Raw genomic sequence first — 17,572 nt, forward strand, 5'->3', positions numbered from 1 at the left:
GGTTCGGGTCAGGTGGTGAGGAGGTCGCCGTTGATCCAGACGGCTTGTACGTCGGTGGTGGTGCCTAGGGTGAAGATTCGGGCTACTGCTTCTTCGTAGTCTTCGGCGTGGCTGATGCCGATGGCGAGGGGGGAGTCTTCGGCGGGGCGGATGAGTTGGGCGTCGAAGGCTTGGCCGGGGGAGAGGTGGCCTACCTGGGGGAGGTTGAGGGCTTCGGCGCCGGCGGTGGTGGCTAGGTAGAGGAGGTGGGTGCCGGTGAGGGGGCGGCCTTGGTCGGCTAGGAGTTGCTGGCAGAAGTAGGCCTGTAGGCCTTCCTTGAGGAGGGAGAAGCCGGCGCCGGCGCCGACGTCCGAGCCGAGGGCGACGCGGACGCCGTACTGGAGGTGGCGGTGGAGTGGGAACAGGCCGCTGCCGAGGGCCGCGTTGCTGGTGGGGCAGTGGGCGACGGATGCGCCGTTGACGCCGAGGAGTTTGAGTTCGACGTCGGTCGGGTGCACGTTGTGGGCGAGGACGGTACGGCGGTCGACCAGGCCGTGCCGCTCGTACGTCGTCACGTAGTCGCTGCCGCCGAACAAGTCAGCGACGGTGGCGATCTCGGCCTTGTTCTCGTTCACGTGGGAGGTGAAGAGCGCGCCGGGGATCGCTTCCATCAGCTCACCGCAGGTGGCGAGTAGCTCGTCGGTGCAAGAGAGTGAGAATCGCGGCGTCACGGCGTACCGGTTGCGGCCGGTGCCGTGCCAGCGGTTGGCAAGCGCGAGCGATTCGGCGTACGCGCGGACCGGTGTGGTGAGCAGGTCGGGTCGCAGCAAGCGGTCGCTCAAAACCAACCCGCTGGTGATCCGGAGCCCGACCTCGGACGCCGCGCCGAACAAGGCGTCCATGGCGTCGGAGTAGTGCGCGCCGAAGACCAGTGCGGACGTCGTACCGGCTGAGGCGAGCCCGCGCACGAACTCGCGCGCCACCCCAGCGGCGTAGGCAGCGTCAGCCATCCGGGCTTCCTCAGGCAGCGCGTACTTGTCCAGCCACTCGAGCAGCGGTAGGCCGAGACCACCGACCGCGCGGATCTGCGGGAAGTGCACGTGCGAGTCGACGAACCCGGGCAGTACGACGCTGCCGGTCAGGTCGACCACCGGTTCGGCCGGGTGTGCGCGGCGGATGTCGAGGAAGGGGCCGCGGGCAACGATCACACCGTCCTCGACCAGCAGCCCCGCGTCGGAGTCGACGCGCAGGACACCACCGGTGAACGGGTTCTCCGGGATGTCGATGAAAGTGCCACGGAAGATCGTCATGCCTTCGCCTCACGATGAGCCGGCGCAGGGCGACGCTCGGCGGTGAACAGTTCGAGCAGCCACGCCGCGACGCTGACTGCGATGACGGCCGGCTCCTTACCGGTGATGCCGGAAACTCCGATCGGAGTGGTGATGCGCGCGATCGACTCGGGGGCGTTGCCGTCCTCGGCGAGTTTGCGCTGGAAGCGGGCCCACTTGGCCCGGGAACCGATCAGCCCGATGGTGGCCAGGTGGTCGTTGCGGATCGCGGCATCACACAGCGCGGCGTCCTCCGCATGGTCGTGCGTCATGATCACCGCATGTGTGCCTGGAGGCAGCTCGCGGACGACCAGCTCGGGCAGGACAGGCACGTTGTGCACGTGGACGGAAGCGATCGCGTCATCCAGTACGGCGAGCCGTTCCGCGGTCAGTTGTTCCGGTCGCGAGTCGACCAGGTGCAGCTCGATGTCGTGCCGCGCGAGGATCCGCGCCAGCTCGAGCCCGACGTGGCCGAGCCCGAAGATCGCCACGGACGGCACCACCGGCAGCGGTTCGAGCAGCAACGTGACTTCGCCTCCACAACACTGCACACCATGCTGGTACGGCGCCTTGTCGGACAAGGCCGCGGTGAGCTCCTCAGGCGCGGCAACCCCCGATGCGATCATCTGCCGCGCCCGCTCGATCGCCAGTGCCTCCAGGTTGCCGCCACCGACCGTCGCCCAGACGTTGTCCGAGGCAACGACCATCTTCGCGCCGGCCTCGCGCGGCGCGTGGCCGCGCACCGAGGTCACGGTGACGAGTACCCCGGCGCGTCGGCCGGCTCGTAGGGTCTGGATTGCCTTCACCCACTCCACGAGACACCTCCACGCGCCCGCTCCAGCGCCCAGTAGACGGCCTCGGGGGTGGCTGGTGACGGCAGATCGACGCTCGTGCCAGCGGGACCGAAGGCGGCGGCCGCGTGCCGCAACGCCTCGCGAACCGAGAACGCCAGCATCAGCGGCGGTTCGCCCACGGCCTTGGAACCGTAGACCGCGCCGTCCTCATGCGCCTTCTCCAGCAACCGGACGTTGAAGACCTCGGGCATCTCGGAGAAGCTCGGAAGCTTGTAGGTGCTGGCGGCCTGAGTCGCCAGCCGTCCACGCCGTTCCCCGGTGCTCTCGTCCCAGCGCAGGTCCTCGAGCGTCAGCCATCCGGCGCCCTGAACGAAACCGCCCTCGATCTGGCCGATGTCGATCAGCGGACTCAGGCTGTCGCCGACGTCGTGCACGATGTCGACCCGGCGCAGCCGGTAGGCACCGGTGAACCCGTCGACCTCCACCTCCGACGCGGCAACGCCGTACGCGAAGTACTTGAAGGGCTCGCCGCGCATCGCGTTGGCATCCCAGTGCAGACCCTCGGTGCGGTAGAACCCAGCGGCCCACAGCTGGACGCGTTGCATGTACGCCGCCTTGACCAGCTCGTCCCACGGCAGACCGTCCCCAGACAGCCCCCGTACGACGCCGTCGGCGAACCGTACGTCGGACGGGCTGATGCCGAGTCGCCCACCGGCTACCTGCGCCAGCCGCTCCCGGATCTGCTCGCACGCATTCTTCACCGCGGCCCCGTTGAGATCGGCACCGGCGGATGCGGCGGTCGCTGAGGTGTTCGGGACCTTGTCGGTGCGGGTGGGGGCGAGGCGCACCCGGGAGAGCGGCAGGCCCAAGGCGGTCGCGGCAACTTGCAGCATCTTGGTGTGCAAACCTTGACCCATCTCGGTGCCACCGTGATTGATCAAGACCGATCCATCTTTGTACACATGGATCAATGCGCCGGCCTGGTTGAACGCGGTCAGGTTGAACGAGATGCCGAACTTGACCGGCGTCATGGCGAGTCCGCGTTTCACGTGTTCGTGCGACGTGTTGAACGCCGCGATCTCGGCCTGCCGGGCAGCCACCTCACCGCCGGACAGCACCTGACTCCAGCAGGACTCCAACCGATCCGCGTGCCGCACCGGCTGCGCGTACGGCGTCGAGTCGCCGGGCTGATAGAAATTCCGCCGGCGGAGCTCCAGAGCGTCGTACCCGAGCAGTGGGGCGCAGCGACCGAGGATGTCCTCGATCACCAGCATCCCCTGCGGTCCGCCGAAGCCCCGGAACGCGGTCTGCGAGGTCTTGTTGGTCTTCGCGATCCGGCCGTCGACGCGCACATGCGGGATCTCGTAGGCGTTGTCGATGTGGCACATCGCCCGGGCCAGTACAGGTTCAGACAGGTCCAGGCTCCAGCCACCGTCCGCCGTCAACGTCGCGTCCAACGCCAACAGTCGGCCGTCCGCGTCGAACCCAACAGTCCACGAGCTGTGGAAACCGTGCCGTTTACCCGACATCGTCATGTCTTGCGTCCGGTTCAGCCGCAACCGCACCGGCCGCCCGGTCAGCGTCGCGCCCAATGCGGCGATCGCGGCGAACCCGTGCGGCTGCATCTCCTTACCGCCGAAACCGCCGCCCATCCGCAGACACTGCACAGTCACCGAGTGGCTGGACAGCCCGAGCACATGCGCAACGATCTCCTGCGTCTCCGACGGGTGCTGCGTACTCGACTGGACGAAGATCTGCCCGTACTCGTCAACCAGAGCCAACGCCGAGTGCGTCTCAAGGTAGAAGTGTTCCTGACCGGCAAACTCGAACTCACCCCGGAACACATGCGCCGCATCAGCCAACGCAGCCGACACATCCCCACGCTCCAGATGCCGCCCGGTCCCCTGAAAGCTCCCAGCCGAGATCGCTTCACGAACCGACACCAACGAAGGCAGCGGTTCGTACTCAACCTCCACCGCCAACGCCCCGAGCCGCGCCGCCTCCAGCGTCTCCCCCAGCACCCAGCAGATCGCATGCCCGTGGAACATCGCCTCACGAGGGAACAGCGGCTCGTCGTGCTTGATCCCCGCGTCGTTCACCCCAGGAACGTCCTCAGCCGTCAACACCCGCACGACACCCGGTACGTCGTACGCCGGCTTCACGCGCAGTGCCGTGATCCGCGCATGCGCGTGCGGCGACTGCACCGGCCAGGCATGCAGGACGTCGCGCGTCCGCTGCACCAGATCGTCGGTATACAAGGCGTTCCCGGTCACATGCAACGCAGCACTCTCATGCGGCATCGGCACACCGACAACCGCCGCAGCCGGCCGCTCCGACAATAACGTCATGCGAGCACCCCCTGCTCAGCGAAATAGAAGCGCAGCAACGATTGCCCGAGCATCGCCGACCGGTACGACGAACTCGCCCGGTGATCGTCCATCGGCGTACCCTCGGCCGCCATCACCCCAGCTGCCGTCCGCACGGTCTCCTCGGTCCACGGCTGCCCGATCAACGCCGCCTCGGTGGCCCGCGCCCGCAACGGTGTCGCCGCAACCCCACCAAGGCCGATCCGCGCCGCGGCAACCACCCCGTCGCGAACCTCAACGGCGTACCCGATCGCCACACTCGAGATGTCGTCGAAGCGCCGCTTCGCGATCTTGTGGAACGCCGTCATCGGTGCCAACGGCAACGGAATCACGATCGTCTTGATCAGCTCGTCAGCGGCCTTCACCGTCTGCCGATAGCCGGTGAAGTACTCCGCCAGTGGAACCACCCGCTCACCGCGCTGCGATGCGAGCACCAGGGACGCATCCAGCGCGAGCAACGCGGGCGGGGTGTCACCGATCGGCGATCCGGTCCCGAGGTTGCCACCGATCGTGGCCCCGTTCCGGATCAGCCGCGACGCGAACTGCGGGAACATCTGCTCCAGCAAGGGGACGCGCCCAGCGAGCCGACGCTCGATCTCGGTCAGCGTCAGCGCCGCGCCGAGCCGCACCTCCCCGGCGCCGACCTCAAACCCACGAAGCTCGGACAACCGATCGATCGCGATCGTCAGCGAAGGCCGCGACCCGAAGATGTTGACCTGAACACCAGTATCGGTGCACCCGGCAACAACTTGAGCATCCGAGCGCTCGGCAAGCAACGACAGAGCGTCGTCGAGCGAGGCTGGCCGGACAAATGACCCCTCAGCAGAATGCATGCCGGTGGCAACAGGTGCAGGTGGCGCCGCGGCAGCTCGCCCAGCCAGTACGTCGTTCGCCCCCGGATCCCCAAGCGCATAAGCAGCATCACGAATCGGCCGGTACCCGGTACACCGGCAGAGGTTCCCGCTCAACGAGTGCAGATCGAACCCATTCTCACCATGCTCAGCGTCCCCAGAACATGCCGACCGCCCCGGACGGTAGTACTCCGCCGCCATGCTGCAGACGAAGCCCGGCGTACAGAATCCGCATTGTGAACCACCGCGGACCGCCATCTCCTGCTGCACCGGATGCAGCTCAGCCGGCGTACCCAGACCCTCGGAGGTGACCACCTCCTGCCCATCCAAAGATGCGATCGGCAACAGACACGCGTTCACCGCGGTCCACTCCGTCGGCGTGTCGATACCCGGCCGGGCCACCAGCACCGAGCACGCACCGCACTCACCCTCGGCGCAGCCCTCCTTCGCGCCGGTCAGGCCGCGGTCGCGCAGCCAGTCCAGCACGGAGGTGTGGACCGGTACGGCGCCGATCGCGGTCCGCTCGCCATTGACGGTCAGGGACTGATTGGTCATCGGTTGCTGCTCCAACGGGTTCTCGCACTGTGAATCGGGTTGGCCTCGGAGACGTAGTCGTCGAACCGGTAGCCGGCGATCTTCGCGATCTCGAGCAGCGCGGCGGCGTGCTCCTGGTTTTCGCAGTTGCCGAGCCGGATGCGGCCCTGCTCGACAATTCGAGCGTACGACTCGGCGTCGCGAACGCTGATCACAAGTGGGAAACCGAATCGTTCGCGGTAAGCCTCAGTGATCGTAGCCAACTCGTCACGCTCCGGATCGGCCAAGAAGGTCAGACCCTTGTCGGACTGGTCCCGCAATGACGCCGGGCCGCTCAGACCATCGGCGACGAACTGCGAGCCGAGCTGCGGGTACGCCTCGATCAGGGCACGCTGCTCATCACGCGAGCCGGAGAACAGCGCCTCCTGGAAAGACCTGCGGAGTGCGTGCGTGTCGGCGTACGGGCGTAGCTCCCAGGCGCGCTCGACCGCCCAGCGCGGCCCCTGGAACAGGTCGCCGAACGTCTCGACGAACTCCGACTGGGTCATCTTGTTCACCTGGTCCAGCCGGATCGAATCGCCCGGCTGCCCGGCCACGGCGGGGCCGAAGTCCTTGCCGACGTGGTGGAACAGGATGTTCAGGAAGATGGCGGTCAGGCTGCCGAGCGTGATGCCGCTGCCGAAGATGATCTCGGCCCAATCCGGGACCGCCTGCGCGACCTGCGGCTGCGCCGTGACGTACATGGCCAGGCCGACGCTGGTCGCCACGATCACCACGTTGCGGTGGTCGTTGAAGTCGACCTTCGCCAGCGTCTGGAATCCGACCACGGCCACGGTCGCGAACATCGCCAGCGCGGCGCCGCCAAGCACCGGATGGGGGATACCGGCAACGATCGCGCCCGCCTTCGGTATCAGGCCGAGCAGGATCATGATTCCACCGGCTGCCGCGACCACCCAGCGGCTGCGGATCCGGGTCAGCCGGACCAGACCGACGTTCTCGGCGAAGCAGGTATAGGGGAACGAGTTGAAGACGCCGCCGATCGTCGTGGCCAGGCCGTCGGCCCGGAGTGCCTTGGCGATGTCCTCCTTGCCGATCCGCTTCTCGACGATCTCACCGGTCGCGAAGACGTCGCCGGTCGTCTCGACCGCGGTGATCAGCATGACCACGATCATCGAAATGATTGCTGCGAGTGAGAACTTGGGCCAGCCGAAGTAGAACGGCTGCGTGACCCCGACCCACGCCGCTTCGCCCACCGCGCCGAAGTGGGCATCGCCGAACGCCCAGGCCACGAGGGTCCCGATCACGAGCCCGGCCAGTACGGCGATCGTCGCCATGAAGCCCTTGAATACGCGCTGGATGAGGACGATCAGGGCGAGCGTGCCGAGCGCGTAGGCCATGTTCTTGCCGCTGGTCGGCGCCGCGTTCGGTCCCGCGCCACCGACGGCGTCCCCGGCCGCGACCGGCAGCAGCGCCAGGCCGATGATCGTGATCACCGAGCCGGTCACCACCGGCGGGAAGAAGCGGATCAGCCGGCTGAAGTACGGCGCGATGAAGAAGGTGGCCAGTCCGGCGACCAGTACGGCGCCGTAGATCACCAGCAGGCCGTTGGTACCACCGCCCGCGGCCAGGCCGATCGCGATCATCGGCGAGACCGCCGTGAACGTGACGCCCTGCAGCAGCGGCAGCCGGACGCCGACCTTCCAGAAGCCGACCGACTGGATGATCGAGGCGATCCCGCAGGTGAAGAGGTCGGCGTTGATCAGGTGGATCAGCTGCTCGGTGCTCAGCCCGATCGCGTTGGCCAGCAGGATCGGCACGATCACGGCGCCGGCGTAGAACGCGAGCACGTGCTGGGTGCCGTAGACGACGAGTTTGCCGGGAGGCAGTACCTGGTCGACAGGGTGGCGGCTGGTGCGGGCTGCCTTCATCGGACATCGCTCCTCAGGTTTGACCTGCACGCCAGCATCGGCCCGGAGCGGCCCGGATTGCACCCAAGGAACCTCCGAAGATGAACTGGCGGAGAACCTCCGGTTTTGGAGGATCCACCAATCAGAGTGACTTCAGGGCCAGAAACACGTCAACCCGGTTCTCGAGCGTCGACAGATCGCGTCCGGTCAGTTGCTCAACGCGTTCGATCCGGTACCGAACAGTGTTGACGTGCAGGTGTAAAAGGTCCGCCGTACGGGTCCAGGAACCGTCGCAACCGAGGAAGGCCTGCAGGGTGGTGAGCAGGTCGGCGTTGGTCCGGCGGTCCTGCTCGAGCACCGGGCCGAGGACGCGCTGGGTGTAGGTACGGCGGACGTCGTCGGGCAGCGTGGAGAGCAGGAGCACGTGCGAGGCGACCTCGTCCGACGTGACGACCGAGACCGGCGCCCGGCTGCCCGCGGCGGCGCGCTGGGCGAAGCGGGCCTCCTCGAGCCCGCCCGCGAGCGCGTCGACCGACGTTTCCCCGCTCACGCCGACCGCGAGCCGGGCCCGGTGCAAGCCGGGTGCGAGCCGCCCGAAGGCGTGGCGTAGCTGCTCCGCCAGACCGGGCGCGGCCGGCAGAAAGCCGACCAGCAGACCGTCCCTCGATGGCGCGACGACGGCGGGTCCGACGGTCAGCGCGACGTCCTCGAACAGGCTGAGCGCGACCTCGCTGGGGCCGTCGTCGCGCAGCTCACCGACCGCGACAACCAGCGGCCGGCCCGAGTACGCGCCCGCCTGCCGAAGCCGTGCGGCGACCTCGGCATGGGGTGCGCCGGACTCGACCAGGGCCAGCGCATCGGCCACCAAAGGACGCAGCGCGCGCCTGCCTTCGTCCCGTCTGGCCCGATCCAGAGCGCCGATCGCGCACAGTTCGTGGACCGCCTCGACGTGATCGCGCGACCAGGTGGTGTGGTCGCCCTCGATCACCAGCACCCACGCGGTCAGCCGGTTGCCGAGCCCGGAACCGACCGGGAACAGGCTGTACGGCGTCTCGCCCGCGACCGCGACCGCGGGAGTCCGATCCGCGGTCAGGAACCGGTGGGTGATCGTGTCCAGCACCTCGTCCGGCAGCTCGCCGGGCCCCGGGACGACGTGCCGCCCGGTCGACGTGAGGACCCGGCAGTCGTGCCCGATCTCAGCGGAGATCCGGGCCGCGAGCTCGTCCAGACTGCGGCCCGACGCGATCGAGGACAACAGTTGCCGCTGGCGGATCAGGCTCGCGGACAGCCGGGCTCCGGTCTCCGCCGATCCCGCGGCAGCGACGTACTCGGTGATATCGGCGAACGCGATCTCGATCGGCACCTCGACCAAGGTCACCTCGTGCCGCTGACAGGCGTCGAGCAGATCAGCCGGTACGTCGCCCAGTTGCGCTCGCCCGGCCAAGATCGTGGTGGCCCCGCGGCCGGCCATCGAGGCTACGAACAGCTCGCTGTCGAGTGGTCGGCGGCGCCAGACCAGCCCGGTCAGCACGACCTCGCCGCCGTTCAGATAGCGGCCCGGATCCAGGAGGTCGGTCACCACCAGCCGCCCGACCGGCCGGTCCAGAGCGCCACCGGCGGCATGCATCAACCGCAGTCCGAGCTCCGGCGCATCCAGCAACTCCGACAGCAGCACGCCGTACCTCCTGAGGTTGTGCCTGTTCAGGCTCCCAGCTCTGCCTTTAGAGGAACGTACAACGCGCACCCGCGTACGTGGGAGACCCCGCGAGCGCTTGACGCCCGGTTGGTCGCGAACTTATGGTCCTTTCGCAGAACAGAATTTAGATTCCGCAATACGGAAAACTGGAGTGACCATGGCCCATCAGTTGCGCCACACGGTGAACTGTTCGCTGCTCTTCACCGAGCTGCCCCTGCTGGAGCGCCCGGCCGCGGCCCGGCAGGCCGGATTCGGGGCGGTCGAGTTCTGGTGGCCGTTCGTCGAGGCGGTGCCGCCGGACCGCCAGGTGGACGCGTTCGTCACCGCGATCACCGAGGCCGGCGTCCAGCTGACCGGGCTGAACTTCTTCGCCGGCGACATGCCTGGTGGCGATCGCGGTCTGGTGTCCTGGCCGAAGCGGGCCGGTGAGTTCCGCGACAACGTCGACGTGACCGTCGGCATCGGTGAGCGGCTCGGGACTGCCGGCTTCAACGCGCTCTACGGGAACCGCTTGGAAGGTCTGCAGGCGGAGGAGCAGGACGAGCTTGCCGTTGAGAACCTCGCGCTCGCTGCTCGGGCGGCCGCCCGGATCGGCGCGACGGTGCTGGTCGAACCGGTCAGCGGGGCTGATCGGTACCCGCTCAAGACAGCTGCTGAGGCGCTGGCCGTGATCGACCGGGTCGACGTACCGAATCTTGGTCTGCTCGCCGACCTCTACCACCTTGCGGTCAACGGGGACGACGTCGAGCGGGTGATCGCCGAGCACACCTCGCGGATCGCGCATGTGCAGATCGCTGATGCGCCCGGTCGTAACGAGCCGGGGTCCGGCACCTTGCCGCTCGACCAGCAGTTGACCGCTCTCGAGGCGAATGGCTACACGGGGTGGGTCGGGCTCGAGTACAAGCCGTCCACCAGTACTGACGAATGCTTCGGCTGGCTGCCGTTCGAGCGCCGCTGACCCTCGATAGGAGACACACGAGATGACGAATATTGCTTTCATCGGCCTCGGGATCATGGGCAACCCGATGGCTGTTCACCTGGCGAACGCCGGTCACACCGTGGCCGGGCTGGATCGCAGTCCTTCGCGAGCCGCGGAACTGGTGGCTGCGGGAGGCCGCGCCGCGACGTCGATCGGCGACGCGGTCAAGGGCGCCGACGTGATCTGCGTGATGGTGCCCGACTCGCCGGACGTCCAGGAGGTGCTCGATGACGTCTTCCAGGAGGCGGAGACGGGCACGCTGATCATCGACTTCTCCAGCATCCGTCCCGACGTCACCCAGCAGCTTGCCTCGCAGGCGCGGGCGCTGGGATTTCGGTTGCTCGACGCACCGGTTTCCGGCGGTGAGGCGGGCGCGAAGAACGCCGTACTGTCGATCATGGTGGGCGGCTCGGCTGAGGACTTCGCTGAGGCTCGGCCGTTGTTCGACGTTGTGGGTAAGACGGTTGTGCATGTCGGGCCTAGTGGTTCGGGGCAGACGGTGAAGGCTGCGAATCAGTTGATCGTTGCCGCGAACATCCAAGCGGTTGCCGAGGCCCTCGTTTTTCTGGAGGCGTACGGCGTCGACACTTCCGCGGCTCTGGAGGTCCTTGGTGGTGGGCTTGCCGGGTCGGCTGTGCTTCAGCAGAAGAAGGCGAACATGTTGTCGCGTTCCTTCGAGCCCGGGTTCCGGATCGACTTGCACCACAAGGACATGGGCATCGTGACCGCGGCGGCTCGGGAGGCGGGCGTCGTCGTACCGCTCGGCTCTTTGGTCGCGCAACTGGTCGCGTCAGCGCGGGTCAATGGTGATGGTGGCCTCGACCATTCCGCGTTGCTGCGTGGCGTGGAGCGGTTGTCCGGTCAGGCGGTTAGCTGATGGCTCGCATGCGTGCGGTTGACGCCGCGGTGCTGATCCTGGAGAAGGAGGGATCGACGCAGGCGTTCGGGTTGCCGGGGGCCGCGATCAATCCGTTCTACAGCGCGATGCGTGCTCATGGGGGCATCAAGCATGTGCTGGCCAGGCACGTCGAGGCCGCATCGCACATGGCTGAGGGCTACACGCGGGCGCGGGCCGGCAACATCGGTGTCTGCATCGGTACGTCGGGGCCTGCTGGAACCGACATGATCACCGGCCTGTACTCCGCCATCGCCGACTCGATCCCGATCCTCTGCATCACGGGCCAGGCGCCGGTGGCGAAGCTGCACAAGGAGGACTTCCAGGCGGTCGACATCTCGTCGATCGCTGCTCCGGTGGCGAAGTGGGCGGTCACTGTGATGGAGGCCGCGCAGGTACCGGGGACCTTCCAGAAAGCCTTCCAGGTCATGCGTTCCGGGCGTCCGGGGCCGGTGCTGGTCGATTTGCCGGGCGATGTTCAGCTGGCCGAGATCGAGTTCGACATCGACACCTACGAGCCGCTGCCGCTGGCGCGGCCGGCCGCTACTCGCTTGCAGGCGGAGAAGGTGTTGACGATGCTGGCCGCTGGCGAGCATCCGCTGATCGTCGCGGGCGGCGGCATCATCAACGCGGACGCGGCCGACCTGCTGGTCGAATTCGCCGAGCTGACCGGGATTCCCGTCGTACCGACGTTGATGGGGTGGGGTGCGATTGCCGACGACCATCCGTTGAGTGCGGGGATGGTGGGGCTGCAGACGTCGCATCGCTACGGCAACGCGACCATGCTCGCGGCGGACGTCGTACTGGGCATTGGGAACCGGTGGGCCAATCGGCACACGGGTGGATTGGATGTGTACACGACTGGACGAAAGTTCATCCATGTGGACATCGAGCCGACGCAGATCGGACGGGTGTTCGCGCCGGACTACGGCGTCGTGTCGGACGCGCGGCTGGCTTTGGAGATTCTCGTCGAGGTTGCCCGTGAGTGGGCGGACCGATTGCCTGACCGTACGGCGTGGGCGGCGGAGTGCCGTGAGCGTCGTACGACGTTGCAGCGGCCGACTCACTTCGACGCGGTGCCGATCAAGCCGCAGCGCGTGTACGAGGAGATGAACCGTGCGTTCGGGCCGGACACGCGGTACGTGTCAACGATCGGGCTGTCGCAGATCCAGGCTGCGCAGATGCTGCACGTGTACCGGCCGCGGCACTGGATCAACGCCGGCCAGGCCGGGCCGCTCGGCTGGACCTTGCCGGCTGCGCTCGGGGTGGCTGTCGCGGATCCATCGGCCACGGTGGTCGCGCTCTCCGGCGACTACGACTTCCAGTTCCTGATCGAGGAGCTGGCGGTCGGGGCGCAGTTCAACATCCCGTACATCCATGTCGTGGTGAACAACTCTTATCTAGGGTTGATTCGACAGGCTCAACGTGGATTCAACATGGACTACTGTGTTCAACTCTCGTTCGAGAACATCAACAGTCCAGAGGTTCAGGGCTACGGCGTCGACCATCTGAAGGTGGCCGAAGGTCTCGGCTGCAAGGCGCTCCGGGTGACTGAGCCGGACGAGATTCTCCCTGCGTTGGAGAAGGCGAAGAAGCTGATGGTCGAGTATCAGGTGCCGATCGTGGTCGAGGTCATCCTGGAGCGGATCACCAATGTCTCGATGGGGCTCGAGATCGACAACATCGTCGAATTCGACTGATGGTGCGAGTGGTTGTTGCCTCTGACAAGTTCAAGGGCAGTCTGACCAGCGCGCAGGTGGCTGCTGCGGTCGAAGCCGGGGTACGGCGGGTGCACCCCGGCGCGACGGTGGTCGCCGTACCGGTGGCTGATGGTGGTGACGGGACGCTGGCCGCTGCTGTGGCGGCTGGGTACACGCTGGTGCCGGTGGTCGCGTCGGGGCCGACTGGGCTGCCGGTCCGGTCTGGGTACGCACGTCGTGGGGACACTGCGGTCGTGGAGCTCGCGGATGTCTGCGGTCTGGTTCGGCTGCCGGGTGTGCTCGCTCCGATGACCACATCGTCGTTTGGCGTCGGTGAACTGATCGGTGCGGCCGTTGACGCCGGATGTACCCGAGTGATCCTCGGTATCGGGGGCAGTGCGTCCACGGACGGGGGCCTCGGCCTGATCCAAGCCCTCACCCGCGTCCTGCCCGCTCGTGCCCTGCCCGGCGCTCAGGCGCTCGACGTCGCCGTGCTGCGGGGTCGGCTCGACGGCGTACAAGTTGTGGTCGCGTGCGACGTTGACAACCCACTCACAGGCCCGCGTGGTGCGGCTGCCGTCTACGGACCGCAGAAAGGCGCGTCACCGCAGCAGGTCGCCGAACTGGACGTCAGACTCGCGGAGTGGGCCGACCGAGTGGCCGCTATGACCGGGCGGGACCTCCGAGACGTTCCGGGCGCTGGAGCGGCAGGCGGGGTCGGCTTCGCGGCGCTGGCGTTGCTGGGCGCCGAGCTGCGGCCGGGGATCGAGCTGGTGCTGGAGATGGTCCGGTTCCGCGAGCAGCTCGTCGGGGCGGACCTGGTGATCACCGGTGAGGGCGCTCTGGACGAACAGACGCTGCACGGGAAGGCGGTCGCCGGAATCGCGGCCGCGGCCGCCGCCGTACCGGTGGTTGCGGTGTGTGGGGTGAACGAATTGACCCCGGCCCAGCTGACCGCGGTCGGCGTCCGGGCGGCGTACGCGCTGACCGACCTGGAGCCAGACGTGTCTCGGTGTATCGCGGAACCGATTCCGCTGCTGGAGAAACTTGCCCAGCAGTTGGCGAGCGAGCACCTTACGATGGCGGGAACCGGGGAGGGCAGCGCGTGACGGAATTGGATCTGGTGATCCGGGCTCGGCGAGTGGTGCGGGCGACGGGTGAGCAGGCGGGTTCGATCGGGATCCGGGACGGCCGGATCGTTGCCATCGCGCCGTACGACGCGGAGCTGGTGGGCGCCGCATCGGAGGTCCGGCTCGCTGATGACGAGGTGCTGTTGCCGGGGTTGGTCGACTCGCATGTTCATGTGAACGATCCGGGCCGGACGGCGTGGGAGGGGTTCACCTCCGCGACCCGAGCCGCGGCCGCGGGTGGCGTGACCACGATCATCGACATGCCGCTGAACAGCCTTCCGCCGACGTGCGACGTACCGGCGCTGGCGTTGAAGCGGGAGACGGCCGGCCCGCAGGCGGCCGTTGACGTCGGCTTCTGGGGTGGTGCGATTCCGGGGAATCTGGCGCAGCTTCGGCCGCTGCACGAGGCCGGTGTCTTCGGGTTCAAGTGCTTTCTGCTGCACTCGGGGGTCGATGAGTTTCCGCCGCTCGATTCGACTGAGCTGGCGTCGGCCATGCGTGAGCTCAGTTCCTTCGACGGTTTGCTGATCGTGCATGCGGAAGATGCCCACAGCATCGATCACGCTCCGCCGCCGCGCGGCGCGTCGTACCGGGACTTCCTGAACTCGCGCCCACGGGTCGCCGAGAACGAAGCCGTTGCCCAGGTCATCGATCTTGCCCGCCGGACCGGCTGCCGCGTCCACATCCTGCACGTCTCCAGCGCCGAGGTCCTGCCGCTGATCGCGGCCGCGAAGGCCGACGGGGTCCGGATCACCGCGGAGACCTGCCCGCACTACCTGACGTTTGCCGCGGAGGAGATTCCTGATGGCGCCACGCAGTACAAGTGCTGCCCGCCGATCCGCGAGTCTTCGAACCGCGACCTGCTGTGGGAGGGGCTGCGCGCCGGCACGATCGATCTCGTCGTCTCCGACCACTCGCCGTCGACGATCGACCTCAAGAGTTTGGACACCGGCGACTTCGGCACTGCCTGGGGCGGTATCGCGTCCCTCCAAGTCGGCCTCCCGGCGGTCTGGACCGAGGCGCGGCGGCGCGGGTTCACGCTCGCGGACGTCGTCGGCTGGATGTCGCTAGCCCCAGCCGTCCAGACCGGCCTTGGCGGGAAGGGGCGCATCGAGGTGGGCGCCGATGCCGACCTCTGCGCCTTCGCCCCCGACCAGACCTTCGTCGTCCACGCTGACGAACTCCACCACAAGAACGCCATCACGCCGTACGACGGCCGCACCTTGTACGGCGTAGTCCGCCGTACCTGGCTTCGCGGCTTGTCGGATCCTGGTGGCCGCCTGCTGACCCGAGGAGAACCCCGATGAACTACTACACCCCTGCCGGCGGCCTGCCCTCCCAGACCGAGCTCACCACGGACCGCGCAGTCTTCACCGAGGCCTACGCAGTCCTGCCCCGCGGCACCATGCGCGACATCGTCACCAGCCGCCTCCCGTTCTGGGACGACACCCGGCTCTGGGTGATCGCCCGGCCGCTCTCGGGCTTCGCTGAGACGTTCTCGCAGTACATCGTCGAGGTAGCCCCGGGTGGCGGCAGTACCAAGCCTGACACCGATCCGGCCGCCGAGGCCGTCATCTTCGTTGTCGACGGCAACATCACGCTGACCGTCGATGGTGCTGACCACGTGCTGACGCCGGGTGGCTACGCGTACCTACCCCCGGGCGGCGGGTGGACGGTCCGAAACTTGACCGACGCGACCTGTACCTTCCACTTGATCCGCAAGGCCTACGAGCAGATCGAGGGAATCGACGTACCGGCGGCTCTCATCACCAACGAGGCTGATGTCGAAGGCATCGCGATGCCCGGCACCGACGGCGCCTGGCAGACCCAGCGCTTCGTCGACCCCGACGACGTCCGCCACGACATGCACGTCAACATCGTCACCTTCCAGCCCGGCGGCGTCATCCCGTTCCCCGAAACCCACGTGATGGAGCACGGCCTCTACATCCTCGAAGGCAAAGCCGTCTATTTGCTGAACAAGGACTGGGTCGAGGTCCAGGCCGGCGACTTCCTCTGGCTCCGCTCCTTCTGCCCCCAAGCCTGCTACGCCGGCGGCCCTGGTGCTTTCCGCTACCTCCTCTACAAAGACGTCAACCGCCACCCCAAACTGACCCTCTAGCTGGTCCGCAGGGTGGCTAGCTGGTTCAGGGCGACTGTCAGGTCGTGGTCGCGGCCGGCGGTGAGCATTCGTTGGTAGGTGGGGTCGGTGGTGGCGGCTTGGGTCATCAGGGTCAGTTGGAGGGTGAGGCGTTCGGCGACGAGGTTGAGGATGTCGTCGGTGGTGCCTTGCCAGTGGTACTCGCGGAGGAAGTGGGACAGGCGCGGCAGGCGTGAGTCGAGGTCGGTGAAGCCTTCGGCGGCTACGACGTGGGGAGCGTGCAGGGGTGTCCAGGAGAAGGCGACCCAGGCGACATCCAGCTCGGGGCGTACCGGGCCGGCCATGTCCCAGTCGACGAAGCCGACCAGGCCTTCGGTGTTCCACACTGCGTTGTACGGCGCTGCGTCGTTGTGCGCGATGATCATGCCTGGCTGCCAGGTACCGCCTTCGCGCCAGGACGCGTCTTCCGGCGGAACGAAGTCCGCAACGGCCGCGTGGTAGCGCCGCAGCCACTGCGCGACGTCCGTCAAAGCCGACGAACTGTGCGTCCAGGACGGCCACGGGCGCGTGTTGCCGACCGTCTGCCCGGGCAGGAAGCTGACCATCTCGCGGCCGTCGGCGTCGACCCCCAACGCCCGGGGTGCCGCCGAGAACCCGGCCGCCTCCAGGTGAGCCAGTAGCGCATGAACCGACGAGGTCCAGCTCCCCGCAGTACGCCGTACCGCTCCATCGACCAACGAAGCCCCGCCGTCGAACCCACCTGCAAGCCGCTCGTCCATACGGTCATCATGTCGTGAGCTGTGGGTCGTGGACGGCCTTGAGCCAGGCCAACTCGGCCCGGCTGAAGGCGCCCGGACTCTCGGCCAGGCGGAATGCGTCGACGAGCGTTTGGTCTCGGGGGATTGCCCGTCCGTACTCGTCATCGGCACGCACCTCCAGCGCATCACCGACTTGCTCCGATTGGACCTTGAGCACGGATCAACCATGTCCGCGGCCGGAAGCTGGTTGAGGGGTGCCCAAGGTGAGCCGGCCGCCCGACCTTGAGCACGGTTCAACCGTTCCGGCGGGGTATCAGCTGATGGGTGCTCAAAGTAGCTCCAGCAGCCCGCAGAACCGCGGGCATCACGCACCTCGGCCACAGCCCGTCAGGCTCCACGGTGCCTGAGCTTCCGGGCTGCGGTTGCTGCCGGAAAACGAGGGGATCTCCCCTGAGGTTGTCGGTTCTCTGCTCAAAATTCGGGGGGAGAACCGGCAACTTGAATGGAGATCCGCTCAAATTTCGGCCGGGCCGGGGCGGGCCGGGCCGGAGCGTGTG

Annotated in this window: 14 protein-coding genes; 6 read left to right on the plus strand and 8 right to left on the minus strand. The window is 67.5% G+C overall.

Features of this window, described 5'->3' with window-relative positions; genetic code table 11:
• Positions 1–8 precede the first annotated feature (8 nt).
• The 6 genes from guaD to E1261_RS32060 all read right to left on the minus strand — a co-directional run bounded on the left by guaD (position 9) and on the right by E1261_RS32060 (position 9,434).
• A complete protein-coding gene (gene guaD, locus E1261_RS32035) occupies positions 9–1,289 on the minus strand; it encodes a guanine deaminase (RefSeq protein WP_132413202.1) in 1,281 nt (426 codons plus the stop codon).
• Positions 1,286–2,122, minus strand: a complete 837-nt coding sequence (gene xdhC / locus E1261_RS32040) for a xanthine dehydrogenase accessory protein XdhC (RefSeq protein WP_132413204.1) — start codon at positions 2,120–2,122, stop codon at positions 1,286–1,288. The genes guaD and xdhC overlap by 4 nt, the downstream gene beginning before the upstream one ends.
• Positions 2,110–4,449 (minus strand): xanthine dehydrogenase molybdopterin binding subunit, encoded by a 2,340-nt coding sequence (xdhB, locus tag E1261_RS32045; RefSeq protein ID WP_132413206.1) that lies wholly within the window; start codon positions 4,447–4,449, stop codon positions 2,110–2,112. The genes xdhC and xdhB overlap by 13 nt, the downstream gene beginning before the upstream one ends.
• Positions 4,446–5,873 carry a xanthine dehydrogenase small subunit gene (locus E1261_RS32050; RefSeq protein WP_132413208.1) on the minus strand — a complete coding sequence of 476 codons (1,428 nt, stop codon included), beginning with the start codon at positions 5,871–5,873 and terminating at the stop codon, positions 4,446–4,448. Before E1261_RS32050 ends, xdhB begins: the two co-directional genes overlap by 4 nt.
• The gene (uraD, locus tag E1261_RS32055) at positions 5,870–7,780 is read right to left on the minus strand and encodes a 2-oxo-4-hydroxy-4-carboxy-5-ureidoimidazoline decarboxylase (RefSeq protein ID WP_132413210.1); all 1,911 of its coding nucleotides are present in this window, start codon (positions 7,778–7,780) and stop codon (positions 5,870–5,872) included. The genes E1261_RS32050 and uraD overlap by 4 nt, the downstream gene beginning before the upstream one ends.
• Before the next feature lie 121 nt (positions 7,781–7,901).
• A complete protein-coding gene (locus E1261_RS32060; protein WP_132413211.1) occupies positions 7,902–9,434 on the minus strand; it encodes a PucR family transcriptional regulator in 1,533 nt (510 codons plus the stop codon).
• Between the two features lie 178 nt (positions 9,435–9,612).
• On the opposite strand from E1261_RS32060, the gene E1261_RS32065 reads away from it, so the two are divergent.
• Genes E1261_RS32065 through E1261_RS32090 form a run of 6 tightly spaced genes read left to right on the plus strand, consistent with a single transcriptional unit; the run spans position 9,613 to position 16,278 of the window.
• Entirely contained in the window at positions 9,613–10,413 is an 801-nt protein-coding gene (locus tag E1261_RS32065; protein ID WP_132413213.1) for a hydroxypyruvate isomerase family protein, read from the plus strand.
• A gap of 22 nt (positions 10,414–10,435) precedes the next feature.
• The gene (locus E1261_RS32070; protein WP_132413215.1) at positions 10,436–11,311 is read left to right on the plus strand and encodes a 2-hydroxy-3-oxopropionate reductase; all 876 of its coding nucleotides are present in this window, start codon (positions 10,436–10,438) and stop codon (positions 11,309–11,311) included.
• Positions 11,311–13,029 (plus strand): glyoxylate carboligase, encoded by a 1,719-nt coding sequence (gene gcl / locus E1261_RS32075; RefSeq protein WP_132413217.1) that lies wholly within the window; start codon positions 11,311–11,313, stop codon positions 13,027–13,029. Before E1261_RS32070 ends, gcl begins: the two co-directional genes overlap by 1 nt.
• Positions 13,029–14,138 (plus strand): glycerate kinase, encoded by a 1,110-nt coding sequence (locus tag E1261_RS32080; RefSeq protein WP_132413219.1) that lies wholly within the window; start codon positions 13,029–13,031, stop codon positions 14,136–14,138. Before gcl ends, E1261_RS32080 begins: the two co-directional genes overlap by 1 nt.
• Positions 14,135–15,466 (plus strand): allantoinase AllB, encoded by a 1,332-nt coding sequence (allB, locus tag E1261_RS32085; RefSeq protein ID WP_132413221.1) that lies wholly within the window; start codon positions 14,135–14,137, stop codon positions 15,464–15,466. The genes E1261_RS32080 and allB overlap by 4 nt, the downstream gene beginning before the upstream one ends.
• Entirely contained in the window at positions 15,463–16,278 is an 816-nt protein-coding gene (locus E1261_RS32090; protein WP_132413223.1) for a bifunctional allantoicase/(S)-ureidoglycine aminohydrolase, read from the plus strand. The genes allB and E1261_RS32090 overlap by 4 nt, the downstream gene beginning before the upstream one ends.
• Here the strand turns inward: E1261_RS32090 and E1261_RS32095 are convergent.
• Complete coding sequence (locus E1261_RS32095; RefSeq protein WP_132413225.1) at positions 16,275–17,036, minus strand: phosphotransferase; 762 nt, start codon at positions 17,034–17,036, stop codon at positions 16,275–16,277. The genes E1261_RS32090 and E1261_RS32095 overlap by 4 nt on opposite strands.
• Positions 17,037–17,043: 7 nt before the next feature.
• Positions 17,044–17,232: a hypothetical protein gene (locus E1261_RS32100; RefSeq protein ID WP_132413227.1), complete on the minus strand. Its 189-nt coding sequence runs from the start codon at positions 17,230–17,232 to the stop codon at positions 17,044–17,046.
• Positions 17,233–17,572 lie beyond the last annotated feature (340 nt).

It is taken from the genome of Kribbella albertanoniae, assembly GCF_004348455.1.
Classification (GTDB): domain Bacteria; phylum Actinomycetota; class Actinomycetes; order Propionibacteriales; family Kribbellaceae; genus Kribbella; species Kribbella albertanoniae.